Origin of the sequence: Mesorhizobium sp. M0074 (genome assembly GCF_040322975.1) — a bacterium.
In the GTDB taxonomy this organism is placed as follows: domain Bacteria; phylum Pseudomonadota; class Alphaproteobacteria; order Rhizobiales; family Rhizobiaceae; genus Mesorhizobium.
This window is the reverse complement of sequence record NZ_JAMYUM010000009.1, coordinates 98,526-115,860: the sequence shown is the minus strand read 5'-3', so window position 1 is coordinate 115,860 and position 17,335 is coordinate 98,526. Positions and strand designations below refer to the sequence as shown.

Genomic DNA, 17,335 nt, shown 5'->3' with positions numbered 1-17,335 from the left:
TCGCGGCATGCGGAATATGCGTCCGCCGGATCATGGCCTATCTGTCCGACACCTGCCAGCGCGGATTGATCCATGGTTCCTGGTTGGACGGTGGCAGCGGCGTACGCCCGAGAATGTGGTCGGCGGCTTTCTCGCCGGTCATGATCGACGGCGCGTTGAGATTGCCGTTGGTGACGCGTGGAAAGATCGAGGAATCGGCGACCCGAAGCCCTTCTACGCCAATGACGCGGCATTCCGGATCGACGACGCTCATCGCATTATCGGCACGGCCCAACTTGCAGGTGCCGCAAGGGTGGTAGGCGCTTTCGGCGTGGTCGCGAATGAAGGCGTCGAGCTCTTCATCCGATTGTACATGCGAGCCCGGCGACAGTTCCTTGCCTCGGTACGGATCGAAGGCCGCTTGCCCGAAGATCTCGCGGGTCAGCCGGATGCAGTGGCGGAACTCCGTCCAGTCGTCCGGATGCGACATGTAGTTGAAGCGGATCACCGGGTTCGATTTGGGATCGGGCGAGCGCAGCGTGACTGAACCGCGCGACTTCGACCGCATCGGCCCGACATGCGCCTGGAAACCATGCGCCTTGGCCGCCGCCTTGCCGTCATAGCGGACCGCGGCCGGGATGAAGTGATACTGGATATCGGGATAGTCGACGCCGGCGCGCGAGCGCACGAAGGCGGCCGCCTCGAAATGATTGGTGGCACCGAGGCCGGATTTGAAGAACAGCCATTGTGCCCCGATCAGCGCCTTCGAGAACGGGTTCAAGACGGAGTTCAGCGTGATCGGCTTTGTCGATTCCTGCTGGATGTAAAGTTCCATATGGTCCTGCAGATTGCGGCCGACTCCGGGCCGGTCGGCGATCACCGGGATGCCGTTCTCCCTAAGGTGCTGGCCGGGGCCGATGCCGGACAGCATCAGGATCTTGGGCGAGTTGATCGAGGACGCGGCCATGATCACCTCGCGTCGCGCTCTGACCACCTGAATCCGTTTGCGCACTTCGATCTCGACGCCGGTGGCGCGTTGATTCTCGATGATTACCCGCCGGGCGAAACCCTTGACCAGGCTGACATTTTTCCGCCTCAGCGCCGGCCTCAGATAGGCGCTCGCGGCCGACCAGCGACGGCCGCCGCGGATGGTCTGCTCCATCGGCCCAAAGCCTTCCTGCTTCGCGCCGTTATAGTCGTCGGTCAGCTCGAAACCGGCCTGACGGCCTGCCTCGACGAAGGCGCCGTAGAGTGGGTTCGTCCTCGAGCCGCGCTGCACTGTCAGCGGGCCGCCGTGGCCGCGCCAGCCATTCTCGCCGCCATTGCTGTCCTCCATGCGCTTGAAGTACGGGAGCACATCGGCAAAGCCCCAGCCGGTCGCGCCCTGTTCGGCCCAATGGTCGAAGTCGCGGGCATGGCCGCGCACATAGACCATGCCGTTGATCGACGACGAGCCGCCGATGACCTTGCCGCGCGGCGTCGCCAGTACGCGGCCGCCGAGGTGCGGCTCCGGCTCGCTGGCAAAGCCCCAGTCGTAGAGGCTCATATTGAGCGGGATCGACAGTGCCGACGGCATCTGGATCAGCGGGCCGATATCGCTGCCGCCATATTCGATGACGATCACCGAATGCTTGCCGTCCTCCGACAGCCGGTAGGCCATGGCCGAACCGGCCGAGCCGGAGCCGATGATGACGAAATCCGCTTCAAGCATGGTTCATGCGCGCCCGTGGTTCATATGCGCAATGAAATCGGCCAGCGAGACGTTGCCGCCGGTTGCCATTACGAGAACGGTCTTGCCGGTGACGTCGACCTTGCCGCCGAGCAACGCCGCCAGCGAAGCAGCGCCGGATGGCTCGAGCACCAGCTTCAGCCGCTCGAAGGCGAGGCGCATGGCGCGCCGCACCGAAGCATCGTCGACGGTGACGCCGCGAACGCCGGCGGCCTTCACCGCTGCGAACGGCGCGTCGCCGGGCCGCCGCGACATCAGCCCGTCGCAGATCGATTTCGGCCCGATCGGCATGGTTTCGATGGCGCCATGCGCCAGCGACGAGCCCATGCCGTCAAAACCTTCCGGCTCGACGCCGATGATCTTCGTGGCTGGCGATAGATAGTGAAAGGCCAGTGAAACACCGCCGATCAGGCCGCCGCCGCCGACCGAGCAGAACAAGAGATCGGCCTCCGCTTGCCTGGCGGCGATCTGGTCGAATACCTCCAGCCCGGCACCGGCCTGGCCGGCAACGATCTCCGGATCGTCGAACGGGTGCAGCAGCGCCAGGCCTTCGCTCGCAGCGATCTCGCGCGCCTTGGCGGCGGCGACTTCCTCACGCGCGCGCTCGCCATGGTCAGTCAGCACCACGCGCGCGCCGTAACCCAATGTGGCGTCGCGCTTGGCGGCCGGCGCGTCGATCGGCATGACGATGGTGACGGGAATGCCAAGCGCTTGGCCAGCCGCCGCTAGCCCCTGCGCAAAATTGCCGGAGGAGTAGGCGACGACGCCCTTTTTGGCTTCGTCAGGCGAGAGCTTCTTCAGCCGCCAGTAGGCGCCGCGCACCTTGAACGATCCTGCCCATTGCAGCGATTCGGCCTTGACGAAGACGCGGGCGGCGCCGGTCTCGCGCGCGAGTGCCGCCGATTCCAGCAGCGGCGTGACCTGCATCGCCTTGGAGGTGACGGCATGGGCCTGCCTGAGATGGTCGAGCGAGGGGACGAGACTATCTGCCATCATTCGCCTCGCGGAAAGCGCTTTTGCTCTTCGAGCAGGTCGAGGTTCATGTGGTTGCGCATGTAGCGCTCCGATGCCTTCTGCAGCGGCTGGAATTCCCAGGGATAATGGGTGCCGTTGCGCAGCGCCGGGTAGACCACCCAGCGGCGTGCCTGGCTGGCACGCACCGCCGCGTCGAAGGCCGCCATGTCCCAGCGCGCCCGCACCTTGTCGGTGAAAGCGGCCACCAATGCCGCATTGGCCGGATCGGCGGCGAGATTGGTCAATTCCTGCGAATCCGATTCAAGATCAAACAGTTGCGGCGGATCGATCTCGCAATGGATGAATTTGTAGCGGCCCTCGCGCATCGCCACCATCGGCGCGTTGGAGCCTTCGGCGGCATATTCCATCAGCACCGGCGCGGAGCGTTTCTTTCCGTTCAGCAACGGCAGCAGCGACTGGCCGTCAGTCCACGGCGCAATCGCGCTGATGTCGATGCCGGCGAGGTCGCAAAGCGTCGGCGTCACGTCGAGATTGGAGACCGGCGTGTCGATCAGGCCGGCGGCGATGCCCTTGCCGGCGATCATCAGCGGCACCCGCGCCGAACCTTCGAAAAAGCACATCTTGAACCACAGGCCGCGCTCGCCCAGCATGTCGCCATGGTCCGAGCAGAACAGGATGATCGTGTCGTCGAGCATGTGTGTGTGCTCGAGCACCGACATCAATTCGCCGAGCTTGTCGTCGAGATAGGAGATGTTGGCGAAATAGCCGCGCCGTGCGCGGCGTATCTGCTCAGCGGTGATGTCGAACCTGTCATAGTCGCTGGCGCGGTAGAGCCGCTGCGAATGCGGGTCCTGCCTGTCGTAAGGAATGAAGCCGACCTCAGGCTCGAGCGCCGGGCAATCCTCGTAGAGGTCCCAGTATTGCCGCCGTGCGACGTAAGGATCGTGCGGATGGGTGAAGGAAACCGTCAAGCACCAGGGCCGATGTGCGGCATCGTCGGAGACGCGGGCAAAATCATAAAGCTTCTGCACCGCATGGAAGGCGACCTCGTCGTCATATTCCAGCTGGTTGGTGATCTCGGCAGTACCGGCGCCGCTGACGGAGCCGAGATTGTGATACCACCAGTCGATGCGCTCGCCGGGTTTGCGATAGTCGGGCGTCCAGCCGAAATCGGCCGGATAGATGTCGGTGGTCAGCCGCTCCTCGAAACCGTGCAACTGGTCCGGCCCGACGAAATGCATCTTGCCGGAGAGGCAGGTGTGATAACCTGCGGTGCGCAGATGATGGGCAAAGGTCGGGATCGAAGACGCGAATTCGGCAGCGTTGTCATAGACCCCGGTGCGTGACGGCAACTGGCCGCTCATGAATGCGGCGCGGCCCGGCGCGCAGAGCGGCGAGGCGGTGTAATTGTTGCAAAAACGCGCCGAACGCGCGGCGAGCGCCTTCAGATGCGGCGCGTGCAGGAAGTCCGCCGGCCCATCCGGAAACAGCGTTCCGTTGAGCTGATCGACCATGACGATCAGGATGTTGGGTCGCTTGGATGTCACTGCTTCTGCCGTCCGCTGAGCTTCGTTTCGAGATAGTCCTCGACCAGTGCAATCGCGGTCGCGGCATCGGGAACACCGTCCTTCAGCGCGCGCCTGATATAGAGCCCGTCGATCAGCGCCGCGGTCGCTTCGGCGACCCGGTCGGCCTCGCTTCTCGGCAGGATGCCGGCCAGCCCGCTGAGCAGATTGGAATGCAGCCGGCGCGCATAGACCTTGAGCAGCCGGCGGAGTGCTGCCGATTTCTGCGCCTCGACATAGAAGGCGAGCCAGGCGGCGATCGTTTCGGGCTGGAACTGGATGTCGGAGAAATTGACCGCGACCACCGCCGAGACGCGCTGGCGCGCCGTGCCGGCCGCGCGAAGTGCACGGCGCGTATCGGCGGTGAGTTCGCTCAGGATGTGCCGCATCGTCGCCAACAGCAATTCGTCCTTGACGCCGAAATAATGGTGGGCAAGCGCCGAGGACACGCCGGCGCGCCCGGCGATTTCCGACATCGTCACATCAAGCGAACCGCGCTCGCCGATCGCCGAGATCGTTGCGTCGATGAGCGCCCTGCGGCGCAACGGCTCCATTCCGAGTTTCGGCATTCCTGCTCCGGCCTATTGGGACAAGATTATTTTTTATTGACGCATCAATCAACAAAAATCCGGCCTGATTTGCTGGCAAAAGCCAGGCACTATGACCAGATGATCAAGATCAAGCGATTGTGCGGTTCTGGCCCCTTCACGAGGCCTGCGAAACGGTTCATGCTTGAACAATGCTGATGCGCGCGCAGTATCGCGTAGCCCGGGTCCACAGGATGGAGATCGCCATGACAGCATGCATCGTCGGCTGGGCGCATTCGCGCTTCGGCAAGCTCGAAGGCGAGACGCTGGAGGGCCTGATCACCAAGGTGGCAGTCGAGGCGCTCGATCATGCCGGCATCGGTCCAGATGACGTCGACGAGATCGTGCTCGGCCACTTCAACGCCGGGTTTTCCGCCCAGGATTTCACCGCGAGCCTGGTCCTCCAGGCCGATGACCGGCTGCGCTTCAAGCCGGCGACCCGCGTCGAGAACGCCTGCGCCACCGGCTCGGCGGCGGTCAGGCAAGGCATCCGCGCCATCGACGCCAATGCCGCCCGTATCGTGCTGGTGGTCGGCGCCGAGCAGATGACGACGACGCCCGGTCCCGATATCGGCAAGAACCTGCTCAAGGCCTCGTATCTGCCGGAGGACGGTGACACGCCGGCAGGCTTCGCTGGCGTCTTCGGCAAGATCGCCCAAGCCTATTTCCAGCGCTACGGCGACCAGTCGGATGCGCTGGCGATGATCGCCGCCAAGAACCACAAGAACGGCGTCGACAATCCCTACGCGCAGATGCGCAAGGATTTCGGCTACGAGTTCTGCCGGCAGGAAAGCGAAAAAAACCCCTTCGTCGCCGGTCCGCTGAAGCGCACAGACTGCTCGCTGGTGTCGGACGGTGCCGCCGCGCTTGTCCTTGCCGACACGGCCACGGCGCTGAAGATGCGCCGCGCCGTCGCCTTCCGCGCCAATGAGCATGTGCAGGATTTCCTGCCGATGTCGAAGCGCGACATTCTCGCCTTCGAAGGCTGCGAGCAGGCGTGGAACCAGGCGCTGAAGCAGGCGGGCGTGACGCTCGGCGACCTGTCCTTCGTCGAGACGCATGACTGTTTCACCATCGCCGAACTGATCGAGTATGAGGCGATGGGCCTGGCCAAGCCGGGGGAGGGCGCCAAGCTGGCCCTGGATGGCGAGACGGCGAAAGATGGAAGGCTGCCGGTCAATCCGTCCGGTGGACTGAAGGCCAAGGGCCACCCGATCGGTGCCACCGGCGTATCGATGCATGTGCTGAGCGCCATGCAGCTTGTCGGCGAGGCGGGCGGCATCCAGGTGCCGGGAGCAAAACTCGGCGGCATCTTCAATATGGGTGGTGCCGCGGTCGCCAACTACGTTTCCATTCTCGACCGGATCAGATAAACCCGCCCGCATTTGCGGGAGGTGACATGGCAAATCCGGTTCTGGTCGAAGTCTTGCGCGGCGCTATCGTCGAGAGCGCCCATCGCGGCGCTGTTGCCGTCTTCGACGCCGACGGCAAGCCCGTCTGGGAGATCGGCGACACGGCACAGCCGGTGTTCCCGCGCTCGGCGGTCAAGGCGATCCAGGCGTTGCCGCTGGTCGAGAGCGGCGCTGCCGATGCCTACGGCTTCGGTGACCGGGAGCTGGCGCTGGCCTGCGCCTCCCATTCCGGCGAGCCGCCGCATGTCGAGCTGGCACGCGCCATGCTGGCGAAAGCCGGCCTCGACGAGACGGCACTCGAATGCGGCGCGCATTGGCCGTCGAGCCACGGGGCGACGCTGGCGCTCGCGCGCGCCGGCCGTGCGCCGAACGCCTTGCATAACAATTGTTCCGGCAAGCACTCAGGCTTCCTATGCACCTGCGTTCACAGCGGCATCGCCCATCGTGGTTACGTCAAGGCTGGCCATGCCTCGCAGGAAATGGTGCGCGAAGCGATGCAGGCGGTGACCGGTGCTGCCCATGACGCCGATCACCGCGGCACCGACGGCTGCTCGATTCCGACCTATGCCGCGCCGTTGCGCAGCTTTGCCCTTGGCTTTGCCCGCATGGCGACAGGTGCCGGCTTCGAGCCGGTGCGCGCCCGGGCGGCGAAGCGGCTGCTTTCTGCCTGCATGGCCGAGCCGTTTTTCGTCGCCGGCACGGGCAGGTCCGACGTCGCGATGATGGAGGCCGCCCCGGGCCGGATTTTCGTCAAGGGAGGCGCCGAAGGTGTTTTTTGCGCCGCCGTTCCGGAGCTTGGCCTTGGCATCGCGCTGAAATGCGACGATGGCGCAGGCCGCGCCGCTGAAGTGATGGTCGCGGCCGTGCTGGCTAAGCTGCTGCACGCCGACCACGCGCTCGCTGCGAAATTGATCGAACAGGCAAATCCGCCCATCGAAAGCCGGATCGGCGCCAAAGTCGGCGCGCTCCGGCCGACGGCCACCCTCAACTGACGTGGTTGCGCTCGACGGTCAGATGCGCATAGCCGGCATTGCCTGATGCGGCGAGGTCGCCGGTCACTCGCTCGGCCCAGCGTTGGCCGACGATCGCGCCGTTCTGGACTCCGTCGATGACATTGTCGGAGATGATTGCCGTCCCGGCACCTTCGACCACGGTGACGACGATGCCGGTCCCCGCCTTGCGGACGATGTTTCCCGTAGCGACCACATTGCGCATGAACGGTCCCCAGCCGATCTGCATGCCGTAGAGCGGTGCATTCTCGACGACATTGCCGGAAACTGTGGTGTCTGCCTCGACGATGATGCCGACGCCGAAGCCGGGCGCATCGGCAGGGTAGGGGCCGCTGGTCGACAGGTTGCGGACTACGTTGCCGGAGCAGACGCCCATGCGCCCGCCTTCGTTGAAATTGACGATCGAAATACCGTTCGCAGCACAATCGACGATGTTGTTGCCGATGACCGCGCCTTCGAATGAGAATTCGGAATACACGGCCGTTTCGCCCGAGCGCGAGCAGGTATTGCCGGTGATCTGCAAATTGCTGGCACTGTTGGCGCGGATCGCCGAGAACGCGCAGTCCGAAACAATATTGCCGGAGATGATGACGTTGCCGGCGCGGAAGGCATTGATACCGTTGCCGTTCTGGCCGGTTCCGCCGCCGCGCGCCTGGATGCGTTCGATCCGGTTGCCGCTGACGATGGTGCCGTCTTCCGCTGCCTGCCAGCGGTGCACGAGGATGCCGCCATTGGCGCAGTCGGAGACGCTATTGCCTGATATTTCCAGGCCATCGGCCTCGACCGAATAGATGCCGGCATCGGCCGCACCGGATATCTCCAAGCGCTGGATGCGGCCCGAGGCGTGTTCGAGCGCCAGACCGTTCTTGCCGCTGCCGGTCATCTGGCAGTTGTCGACGACCAGATGGGCGATGCGGCGCAGATCGAGCAGGCCTTGCGTGTAGTCGCCCATCCAGCGGTTGCTGCCATCGAACACCAGCCCGCTGAGTTCGACATGCTCGGCCCGTTCGGCCATAATGAGATGGCCATTGCCGCCATAGACGATCCGCGATGCGCCCGGCACGCCGGACAGGCGCACGCGGCCGGGCAGCGACAGGTTGGAAACGATATAGATCCCCGGCGGCAGGAACACCGGCATGTCGCGGTCGTGCGCGTCGCGCAGCAGCTTGGTGAAAGCCTTGCTCTGATCGTCTAGCGCGCCGGGCCGGACGCCGAGCTCGGTTGCGTTGATCGCGCTACGCATCGCGGCTTTCTCGATGCCGGGAAGGTTTTTCGCCGCTGCATTGCCGATCGAAAGCCCCATGACGGCAAAGCCGGCGGTCTGCGCAAGCAGCGTTCGTCTGTTCAACATCGGCACAGATCCCTTGCGTCCAACGCTCACGCCGCAGGATTCGTGCCAGACTAGCCCGGTCGAACTCGTGGTGAAAATCTGACGCTTGGCCCCTATTCGATCCTCGTTGGCTCGGCGATCACCGCATTTACCCCGTTGAAGGCAAGTTGCAGGAATATCTGGTCGATCTCCGCGGGAGACAGCTTCGTATCCTTCTCAAGCCACCAGTGCATCACTTCAAAGAACGCGCCAACGATGAAGCGTGTGGCGATCTCAAGTCTGACTCCGCCTTCATCACCTTGGATATTCGCCAACTCATGGCGAACCTGCCTGCTTATCCAGCCGCGGATCTCTTCTGGCATTTCGCGCTTTTTCCCGCCCATCAGCGCACGGTGCATCTCCCGCGTGGCAAGAGCATGCTCGAACACCGGACCGCTGAAGGAAAAGCCCTTGGCATTTCTCTGCGAATGGCGTTCGGCACCACGTGCCTGCAAGCCCTTCATATGCTCGTCGATCGTTGCTTTCCTCAAGCGGTCCTTGTCGGGATAGTGCGTGTAGAAAGTCGAGCGGCCGACATCGGCTTCCCTGCAGATGTCCTCGACCGTGATCGCCGTATATCCCTTCTCGGCGGTCAATCTGAAAAGCGCCTGCTGCAGTCGGCTGCGGGTCCTGGCGACCCGACGGTCGATCGGTCCGGCTGGCATCGGCAACATCCTTTTCCGGCCAAAGGACACCAAATCGTCCAGTATTGGGCGCGTCGGTGCGATGTGGCCAGTAAAACTGATACTGGACACACTGTCCAGTATCCTATGCTCTTGCGGAAGGCCCGGCGCGATGCCCGGCTGGCCGGAGATAAAGCAATGCACCAACGTCTTTTCGGAACAATAGTTGGAGGGCATGCGCTAGTCGCGCTCGTCAAAATGGCCGTGGTGCTCGCGGCATTTTTCTCGTTGGGACAGGCAAATGCGGTCTTTTCCTTGGGAGTTCCCGTCCTCCTGCTTCATGCTGGTGCACTCGTCGTAGTCGCGAGCTTATTGATATGGCAAAGCGCTCACGGGCGGCTGTCCGCCAAGGACCGCAGACCGGCCGCCGGCGAGGAGAAGGCGCCGCATGTCGGCATCACGCTTCATTCCGCCGCCCTGTACGATATGCTGGCGTGGCTTCTGACCTTCGGTCGCGAACGTGCTTTTCGCGAAAGGATATTAAGCTTTGCGGAGCTGAATCCGGGAGAAGTGGTCCTGGATGTCGGGTGCGGCACCGGCACCACCGCGCTCCTCGTCAGACAGAAGGTGGGGCCGGAGGGGCGTGTGGACAGCGTCGACGCCTCCGCCGAAATGGTTGCGCGCGCAACGGCAAAGGCCCGGCGGGCAGGGTTACAAGTCGGGTTCTCGACCGCCACCGCTCAGGAACTGCCTTTCAAGGACGGGGAATTTGATGTCGTCCTCAGCACGCTGATGTTCCACCATCTTCCAAAGAAGGGCCGCGAGGAATTCGGCAGAGAAGCCTTCCGCGTCCTGAGGCCGGGCGGTCGTGTGCTTATCGTCGATTTTGCGAAACCGCCGCGCCGGAAGAGCACCTTTCGGCTCCACCGGCATGGTTACGTCGATTTGGACAAAGTTGCAGCGGATCTCGGTCGGCACGGCTTCAATATCGTTGAGCAAGGCGACGTCGGAACCAAGGGGCTCCGCTACCTAGTTGCGCAACCGGACCCCAAGCGGCTGTTAAACGTCGGGTATTGAACCCAGATTTCCGTCACCATCCTCTTCTTCAGCAATGGCTTGTGGAGTCGTCGCGCCGGGCCTAAGTTCGTCGGATGAGCAGGGCCTTCACCCGCGAGGAAGACAGCGAAAACGCCATTGCCGGCATCGGCGAGCGGCCGATCAGCCATCACCGCAATCTGGTCACGGAACGCGGCATGGCGCTGATCGATGCCGAGGTGGCCGCTCTGCGCGACGAACTGGGCAGAGCCGAGAAGAGGGCCGACCGCGAGCGCATCGCGCTGGTCTCGCGCGATCTCCGCTATTGGACGGCACGGCGGGAAAGCGCCGAGCTTTCGGTGCCGGAACCGGGCAGCGACCTGGTTCGTTTCGGCATGGGTGTCACCCTGGAAAGCGACGACGGCAAGAAGGTGCACTGGAAGATCGTCGGCGAGGACGAAGCCAATCCGGGCAAAGGGACAATTTCCCATATGTCGCCGATGGCGATGGCGCTGTTCGGCAAGAAGATCGGCGAAATTGCCGTGGTCAACGGCAAGGAATGGGAGATCGTCAAGCTCTCCGACAGTTAGTCTTCGAGCTTGACGACATGATCGCGGAAGAACGCCGCGGCACCAGCTTCGTCGATTTCGCCGGCGGCGACGCCCATGACGAATTCGTAAAGCATGCCGTTATTGGCCGTCAGGGCATAACCATTCACAATCAGAAATGCGCCGGCAGCGACAATGGCCGTGCGTTTGTTGCCGTCGACAAAGGCATGATTTCTGGCAATGCCGAAGACATAGGCGGCTGCGAGTTCCTCAACCGACGGGTCTCCGTAGTTGGCCTTGTTTTCGGCGCGAGCGAGCGCCGATTCGAGGGCATTTTCATCCCTCAAGCCTTGTGCTCCGCCGTGTCGGCGCAACTGCTCCGCGTGCATGGCTTCGACTGCACGCCGCGTCAGAAACTCCCAGCTCATTCGGCGAGCTTCTGAAGCGCGACCTTGTATTTGTCCATCACCTCGCGGGCAGCTTTCATTTGCCGCTCGAAGCTGTCGTCCACCGGCTTCAGCGCAAGACCGTCACCTGTTTCAACGATTTGAAGCTGGTCGCCGGCCTTCAGGTTCAGACGATCGAGAAGCTCCCTCGGCAGGATCACGCCTTCGGAATTGCCGATCTTGCGAATGGTCGTGTTCATGGTGAAGCATCCTGTTGCAACGCTGATTATAACTCAGCGTGTTTCTCGTTACAACAGACAGACATTATAACAAGCGTCAGCCGGCCTGCAGCAGCCGATCCATCAGCCGGTCCGCCGCTTCCGGGATGACCGTGCCGGGCGGGAAGATCTCAGTGGCGCCTGCCTGCCGGACTGCATCGTAATCCTGCGGTGGAATGACGCCGCCGGCGACGATCAGCATGTCGTCGCGGCCGAGCTTCTTCAGCGCCTGTTTGAGTTCGGGAATGAGCGTCAAATGGCCTGCTGCCAGCGACGAGGCGCCTACGATGTGCACGTCGTGCTCGACCGCCAGCCTGGCGATCTCGTCCGGCGTCTGGAACATCGGCCCGACGGTGACGTCGAAGCCTAGGTCGGCAAAGGCGGTGGCGATCACTTTCTGGCCGCGATCATGGCCGTCTTGCCCCATCTTGGCGACCAGAATGCGCGGCTTGCCGCCGGACTTCTCCTCGAACGCGACGATCTTGTCCTGCAGCCGGTCGACCACCGGATTGTCGCCGAGCGCGTTGCGATAGACGCCGGAGATCGTCTGCACCGAGGCGACATGGCGGCCGAAAACCTTTTCCAGCGCCAGCGAAATCTCGCCGACCGTGGCGTTGGCGCGTGCGGCCCGGATGGCGAATTCCAGCAGGTTTCCGTTACGCCCGGCAGCACGGGTAAGCGCATCGAGCGCGCTCTCGACGGCGGCGACGTCACGCGTGCCTTTCAGCCGCTGCAGCTTCGACAATTGCCGCGCCCTGACTTCGGCATTGTCGATCTTCAGCACGTCGACGTCGATGTCCGTGCCGGGACGGTGAGCATTGACACCGACCACGATCTGTTCGCCTGAATCGATGCGCGCCTGGGTGCGCGCGGCAGCCTCTTCGATGCGCAGCTTCGGTAGGCCCTTTTCGATCGCCGCGGCCATGCCGCCGAGGCTCTCGACCTCCTCGATATGCGCAAGCGCACGCGCCGCCAGATCATGCGTCAGCCGTTCGAGATAGGCAGAGCCGCCCCACGGGTCGATAATCCGCGTCGTGCCGGATTCCTTCTGCAGGATGAGCTGCGTGTTGCGGGCGATGCGGGCTGAGTGGTCGGTTGGCAGCGCCATTGCCTCGTCGAAGGAATTGGTGTGCAGCGACTGCGTGTGGCCTTGAGTGGCGGCCATCGCCTCGATCATGGTGCGGATGATGTTGTTGTAGGGATCCTGCGCCGTCAGCGACCAGCCCGAAGTCTGGCAATGGGTGCGCAGCGACAGCGAGCGCTCGTCTTTTGGCGAAAAGTTCTTCAGCATCAGGCTGGCCCACAAAAGGCGCGCTGCTCTCAGCTTCGCGACTTCCATGAAGAAATTCATGCCGATCGCCCAGAAGAAGGAAAGGCGCGGCGCGAAACGGTCGATGTCGAGACCGGCCGCGACGCCGGCGCGCGCATATTCGATACCGTCGGCAATCGTGTAGGCGAGCTCGAGATCCGCCGTCGCTCCCGCCTCCTGCATGTGGTAGCCGGAGATCGAGATCGAATTGAACTTCGGCATGTGCTTCGACGTGTAGGAAAAAATGTCCGACACGATCCGCATCGAAGGTTTTGGCGGATAGATGTAGGTGTTGCGCACCATGAACTCTTTCAGGATGTCGTTCTGAATGGTCCCAGTGAGATCCTTCTGCGCGACGCCCTGTTCCTCCGCCGCCACGATATAGAGCGCCATGATCGGCAGCACCGCGCCGTTCATCGTCATCGATACCGTCATCTCGTTAAGCGGGATGCCGTCGAACAACTGGCGCATGTCGAGAATGGAATCGATGGCGACGCCGGCCATGCCGACATCGCCGGCTACGCGCGGATGGTCGCTGTCGTAGCCGCGATGCGTGGCGAGATCGAAGGCGACCGACAGGCCCTTCTGGCCGGCGGCAAGGTTGCGACGGTAGAAGGCGTTGGACTCTTCGGCCGTCGAGAAGCCGGCATATTGCCGGATCGTCCAGGGTTGCTGGACATACATCGTCGGATAGGGGCCGCGCACGAAAGGCGGCAGGCCCGGATAGGTATCGAGGTGCGGCAAGCCCTTGAGATCGCCCTGGTTGTAGAGATGCTTGACGGCAATGCCTTCCGGCGTCATCCGCTGGCCTTTGACCTCGACCGGCACCCGCCGTGGCGGCGACCAGCCGATCTGGCTGAAATCCGGGATCATGGTACGGCTCCGATCGACTGATCGATGCGGATCGGAAATAGCGGCTCGCACACCGCAACGCCTTCGGTGAAGGCAGGCCGCCGCTCCGCCGCCAGCGTCTCGACCGGACGCTCAGTCTTCGACGGGTGCAGCGTCGTGCCGACGATCGCCCGTTCGCCCGCCTGGTAGGCAGTGTTGCGGCGGGCGGAAGCTGCCTGGACGCGTTTCTGGATATGGCCTTGCTCGAGGCTGGACAGCACGCCGCCTTCCGCCTCGATCTGCTGGAACTCTTGCCAGGCCGCCGCGCAGAGCTCCGAAGTCAGCGCCTCGACGGCGCCCGAACCGCAAACCGGATCGGCGACGTGGTCGATGTGGCTTTCATTGGCCATGATCAGTTGCGCGTTGCGGGCAACGCGGCGAGCAAAACCCGCGGGTAGGCCGTGCGCGATCGTGTGCGGCAGGATGGCGATCGAATCCGCGCCGCCGGCGGCAGCCGCGAAAGCGGCGATGGTGGTGCGCAGGATGTTGGTTTCCGGGTCGGCCGCCGTCATCATCCGGAAGGAGGTTTCGGCATGGATGCTGGCGGTGGAGGGCGGTATCGAGCAGGCCTCCTGGACACGCGCCCACAGCCTGCGCAACGCCCTGACCTTGGCCGTCGAAACGAACTGGTCCTGGTCGACGCTGAGCGCAAAACCGATATGCGGCGCCGCGTAGACGAGCGGCTGGCGCGCCTTCTCGAACAGCCTCAAATAGGAGACGGCCGAGGCGAGCATGGTGCCAAGCTCCTGCGCCTCGGTGGCGCCGGCATTGTGGAATACCCGCCCGTCGGCCTCCAGCAGCACGCCGGGCACACCCATCGAAAAGAAATGCGCCAGCGATTGCGGCATCGAAGCCTGTAAAGCCTCGATCGACATGCGCAGCCTGCCGGTCCCGGCAAAGATCGCCGCCGGATCTATGCCGAAGGAGAGGTTGAGCTTTGCCGGGTCGGAGCGGCGCTTGGTCAAAAACGCCACCAGCCAGTCGGCCACGGCACGGCTCCAGGGATGGGCGTCGATGCGGATCTGGATGCGGTTGAGCGGCACGCCGTCGAGCACGCCCTCCAGCGCCTCCGCCGTCCTCGGCAAGCCATAGCCGAAGGCGTTCGGCGCACCCTCGAAGACAAGCGACAGTCCGGTGGCACCCTGCGCGACGTCTTCCAGCGCCTGCGCACTGGCGCGGCCTATGTCCGGATCGTCGATGCGCTGGCTGACGATCCACGGTGATCCCGGGTTGGCGCGCACGACAGGCTCGGCGGTTACCGAACGCTCGTAGAGCGGCTCGATGCGGATGGCGTCGTCCGTGTGCGAGACGAGCTTTTCCTCGAAGGACCCGCCGGCCAGCGCCTTCTCCGCCAGCGCCAGCCATCGTTGCCGGTCGACGTTCGGAAGTTCGGCATCCTGGGTCAAGGCACCGGCGCCCATCGGTTCTCCTCGTTCTAGCGGCCGCAGCGGCCGACTATGTCAGTCTACGGTCCCCGGCCCGATATCACAATGCAGCACACATGCCGTGCAACACGCCTTCCGTGACGGTGACCGTCAACCGATTGCCAAACATGGGCAGGTTCCGCAAGCTCCAAAAGCCATTTTCGACGGTGCCCATTGTCGCTGCGCAATGGCCTCACTATACCTGCGGCGGGGCTCCCTTTTCTTCAAGGGATCAGGGCATTCAACCCTATAGGTTTGCGGAGACCGGACACATGGCCGACGATACCAGTATCTTCATAGGGGCCAGCCGCAAGCCGGACGACAGCTATCAGCGGCCCGAACAGCTTTTGCTGCAGTATGGCAATCGTCACGGCCTGGTCACCGGCGCGACCGGCACCGGCAAGACGGTGACCCTGCAGATATTGGCCGAGGGTTTCTCCAATGCCGGCGTGCCGGTATTCTGCGCCGACATCAAGGGCGACCTGTCGGGTATGGCCATGATGGGCACAGCGCAGGATTTCCTGGTCAAGCGGGCCGAGCAGGTCAAGCTCGATCCCTACGAATTCCAGGAATTCCCGGTCATCTTCTGGGATCTGTTCGGCGAGCAGGGCCACCCGATCCGCGCCACCATCTCGGAGATGGGGCCGCTGCTTCTGTCGCGGCTGATGAACCTCTCCGAGGCGCAGGAAGGCATCATGAACATCGCCTTCCGCATCGCCGACGAGGAAGGCCTTCTGCTGCTCGACTTGAAGGACCTGCAGTCACTGCTGGCCAACATCGCCGACCGCGCCGAAGAGATCGGCGCCCGCTACGGCAATGTGACCAAGCCTTCGGTCGGCGCGATCCAGCGCACGCTGCTGGTTCTGGAGCAGCAGGGAGCCGCGAATTTCTTCGGCGAGCCGGCATTGCGGATATCCGACATCATGCGCACCACGCGCGATGGACGCGGCGCCATCAGCGTGCTCGCCGCCGACAAGCTGATGATGAATCCGCGGCTCTATGCGACGTTCCTTCTGTGGCTGATGTCGGAACTGTTCGAGGAACTGCCGGAAGTCGGCGACCCGGACAAGCCGAAGCTTGTCTTTTTCTTCGACGAGGCACACCTTCTGTTCGACGACGCGCCGAAGGTGCTGATCGACCGCGTCGAGCAGGTGGTCCGGCTGATCCGCTCGAAAGGCGTCGGCGTTTATTTCGTCACGCAAAATCCGCTGGATATCCCTGAAACGGTGCTGGCCCAGCTCGGCAACCGCGTGCAGCACGCACTTCGTGCCTATACGCCGCGCGAACAGAAGGCCGTCAAGACGGCGGCCGAGACGTTCAGACCCAATCCCGATTTCGACTGCGCAACCGTGATCACGCAGCTCGGCACCGGCGAGGCGCTTGTCTCGACGCTGGAAGCCAAGGGCGTGCCGTCCATGGTGCAGCGAACGCTGATCCGCCCGCCGTCCTCGCGCCTTGGCCCGATCACGCCCGACGAGCGCCGCAAGCTGATCACAGAGAGCCCGGTTGCCGGACAGTACGACCAGACCGTCGATCGCGAATCGGCCTTCGAGATGCTGCAGAAGAAGGCCAAGGACGCCCAGGAGGCACAGGCGCAGCAACAGGACGCAGGCCGTTCGCGCTGGACCATTCCCGGCTTCGGCAATGACGATCCCCAGCCGACCGGCGGCCGCCGCGCGCCGCGCCCCTCCAACCGCCAGACGGTGGCGGAGGCGGCGATCAAATCCATCGTGCGCTCGGTCGGCTCGTCGGTCGGACGAGCGATCGTCCGCGGGATTTTGGGGAGCCTGTCCAGGGGGCGGTGAGGGGGCATCGGACCCGAAGGCGGGCATCTGTGTTGGCAAATTCTGTCTTGGCATCAAGCGCCAGCAGCCAGATCTGGTGGACAGAGGACGGCGGCTATGCGCCATTTGCCGACCTTCATTGCGTTTCTCCAAACCTGCCGTTCGCGCTACAGCCTGATACGACCATCAGCGGGCATAGCTGCGTCCTTGGCTCGGCGCTAATCAGTGCCGCTATCGCTTGGTTACGTCAGGGTAAAAATCTGATGCTGGACATCAGAGGTCGAACGGTCGGAGTCGACCACCCAAAACCGAAGTTCAATCCGCGACACTATCCAATTGCCCGTCGCTTGTAATCAAGAGGTCATTGGCCTAATCTGAACTGAGGGGATGAGCAGTCTCCCCTTCAGACGGCTTCCGTCAAGCACTGCGCA

The 17,335-nt window shown here is 63.4% G+C and carries 15 protein-coding genes; 5 read left to right on the top strand and 10 right to left on the bottom strand.

Translation table 11 applies throughout. The features are described from left to right. Positions 1-37: 37 nt before the first annotated feature. Genes betA through betI form a run of 4 tightly spaced genes read right to left on the bottom strand, consistent with a single transcriptional unit; the run spans position 38 to position 4,817 of the window. Positions 38-1,690: a choline dehydrogenase gene (gene betA / locus NKJ73_RS14615; protein ID WP_352569893.1), complete on the bottom strand. Its 1,653-nt coding sequence runs from the start codon at positions 1,688-1,690 to the stop codon at positions 38-40. Between the two features lie 3 nt (positions 1,691-1,693). Then, positions 1,694-2,701, bottom strand: coding sequence for a threonine/serine dehydratase family protein (locus tag NKJ73_RS14610; protein ID WP_502896654.1), 1,008 nt, complete (start codon positions 2,699-2,701; stop codon positions 1,694-1,696). After that, positions 2,701-4,230 (bottom strand): choline-sulfatase, encoded by a 1,530-nt coding sequence (gene betC, locus NKJ73_RS14605; RefSeq protein WP_352569891.1) that lies wholly within the window; start codon positions 4,228-4,230, stop codon positions 2,701-2,703. Before betC ends, NKJ73_RS14610 begins: the two co-directional genes overlap by 1 nt. Then, positions 4,227-4,817 carry a transcriptional regulator BetI gene (gene betI / locus NKJ73_RS14600; protein WP_352454288.1) on the bottom strand — a complete coding sequence of 197 codons (591 nt, stop codon included), beginning with the start codon at positions 4,815-4,817 and terminating at the stop codon, positions 4,227-4,229. Before betI ends, betC begins: the two co-directional genes overlap by 4 nt. A gap of 224 nt (positions 4,818-5,041) precedes the next feature. On the opposite strand from betI, the gene NKJ73_RS14595 reads away from it, so the two are divergent. Together NKJ73_RS14595 and NKJ73_RS14590 are read left to right on the top strand one after the other, a co-directional pair. Continuing rightward, on the top strand, positions 5,042-6,208 hold the full coding sequence (locus tag NKJ73_RS14595; protein ID WP_352569890.1) for an acetyl-CoA acetyltransferase: 1,167 nt from the start codon (positions 5,042-5,044) through the stop codon (positions 6,206-6,208). 26 nt (positions 6,209-6,234) lie between these two features. Next, positions 6,235-7,239 carry an asparaginase gene (locus tag NKJ73_RS14590; protein ID WP_352569889.1) on the top strand — a complete coding sequence of 335 codons (1,005 nt, stop codon included), beginning with the start codon at positions 6,235-6,237 and terminating at the stop codon, positions 7,237-7,239. Here the strand turns inward: NKJ73_RS14590 and NKJ73_RS14585 are convergent. Beyond that, positions 7,232-8,608 (bottom strand): TIGR03808 family TAT-translocated repetitive protein, encoded by a 1,377-nt coding sequence (locus NKJ73_RS14585; RefSeq protein WP_352569888.1) that lies wholly within the window; start codon positions 8,606-8,608, stop codon positions 7,232-7,234. The genes NKJ73_RS14590 and NKJ73_RS14585 overlap by 8 nt on opposite strands. A gap of 92 nt (positions 8,609-8,700) precedes the next feature. After that, on the bottom strand, positions 8,701-9,486 hold the full coding sequence (locus tag NKJ73_RS14580) for a TetR/AcrR family transcriptional regulator (RefSeq protein WP_352569887.1): 786 nt from the start codon (positions 9,484-9,486) through the stop codon (positions 8,701-8,703). 21 nt (positions 9,487-9,507) lie between these two features. On the opposite strand from NKJ73_RS14580, the gene NKJ73_RS14575 reads away from it, so the two are divergent. Continuing rightward, positions 9,508-10,326: a class I SAM-dependent methyltransferase gene (locus tag NKJ73_RS14575; protein WP_352569886.1), complete on the top strand. Its 819-nt coding sequence runs from the start codon at positions 9,508-9,510 to the stop codon at positions 10,324-10,326. A gap of 74 nt (positions 10,327-10,400) precedes the next feature. Further along, positions 10,401-10,874: a GreA/GreB family elongation factor gene (locus tag NKJ73_RS14570; protein WP_352449075.1), complete on the top strand. Its 474-nt coding sequence runs from the start codon at positions 10,401-10,403 to the stop codon at positions 10,872-10,874. On the opposite strand, the gene NKJ73_RS14565 is transcribed toward NKJ73_RS14570, so the two are convergent. The 4 genes from NKJ73_RS14565 to NKJ73_RS14550 form a co-directional block, all read right to left on the bottom strand. Further along, a complete protein-coding gene (locus tag NKJ73_RS14565) occupies positions 10,871-11,260 on the bottom strand; it encodes a type II toxin-antitoxin system death-on-curing family toxin (RefSeq protein ID WP_352569885.1) in 390 nt (129 codons plus the stop codon). The genes NKJ73_RS14570 and NKJ73_RS14565 overlap by 4 nt on opposite strands. After that, positions 11,257-11,478 carry an AbrB/MazE/SpoVT family DNA-binding domain-containing protein gene (locus NKJ73_RS14560; RefSeq protein WP_095496758.1) on the bottom strand — a complete coding sequence of 74 codons (222 nt, stop codon included), beginning with the start codon at positions 11,476-11,478 and terminating at the stop codon, positions 11,257-11,259. The genes NKJ73_RS14565 and NKJ73_RS14560 overlap by 4 nt, the downstream gene beginning before the upstream one ends. A gap of 76 nt (positions 11,479-11,554) precedes the next feature. Next, on the bottom strand, positions 11,555-13,678 hold the full coding sequence (gene scpA, locus NKJ73_RS14555; RefSeq protein WP_352569884.1) for a methylmalonyl-CoA mutase: 2,124 nt from the start codon (positions 13,676-13,678) through the stop codon (positions 11,555-11,557). Beyond that, entirely contained in the window at positions 13,675-15,117 is a 1,443-nt protein-coding gene (locus NKJ73_RS14550; RefSeq protein ID WP_352569883.1) for a methylmalonyl-CoA mutase subunit beta, read from the bottom strand. The genes scpA and NKJ73_RS14550 overlap by 4 nt, the downstream gene beginning before the upstream one ends. A gap of 275 nt (positions 15,118-15,392) precedes the next feature. Here NKJ73_RS14550 and NKJ73_RS14545 point away from each other — a divergent pair, with 275 nt between their 5' ends. Beyond that, complete coding sequence (locus NKJ73_RS14545; RefSeq protein WP_352569882.1) at positions 15,393-16,925, top strand: helicase HerA-like C-terminal domain-containing protein; 1,533 nt, start codon at positions 15,393-15,395, stop codon at positions 16,923-16,925. The last annotated feature ends 410 nt before the right edge of the window (positions 16,926-17,335 follow it).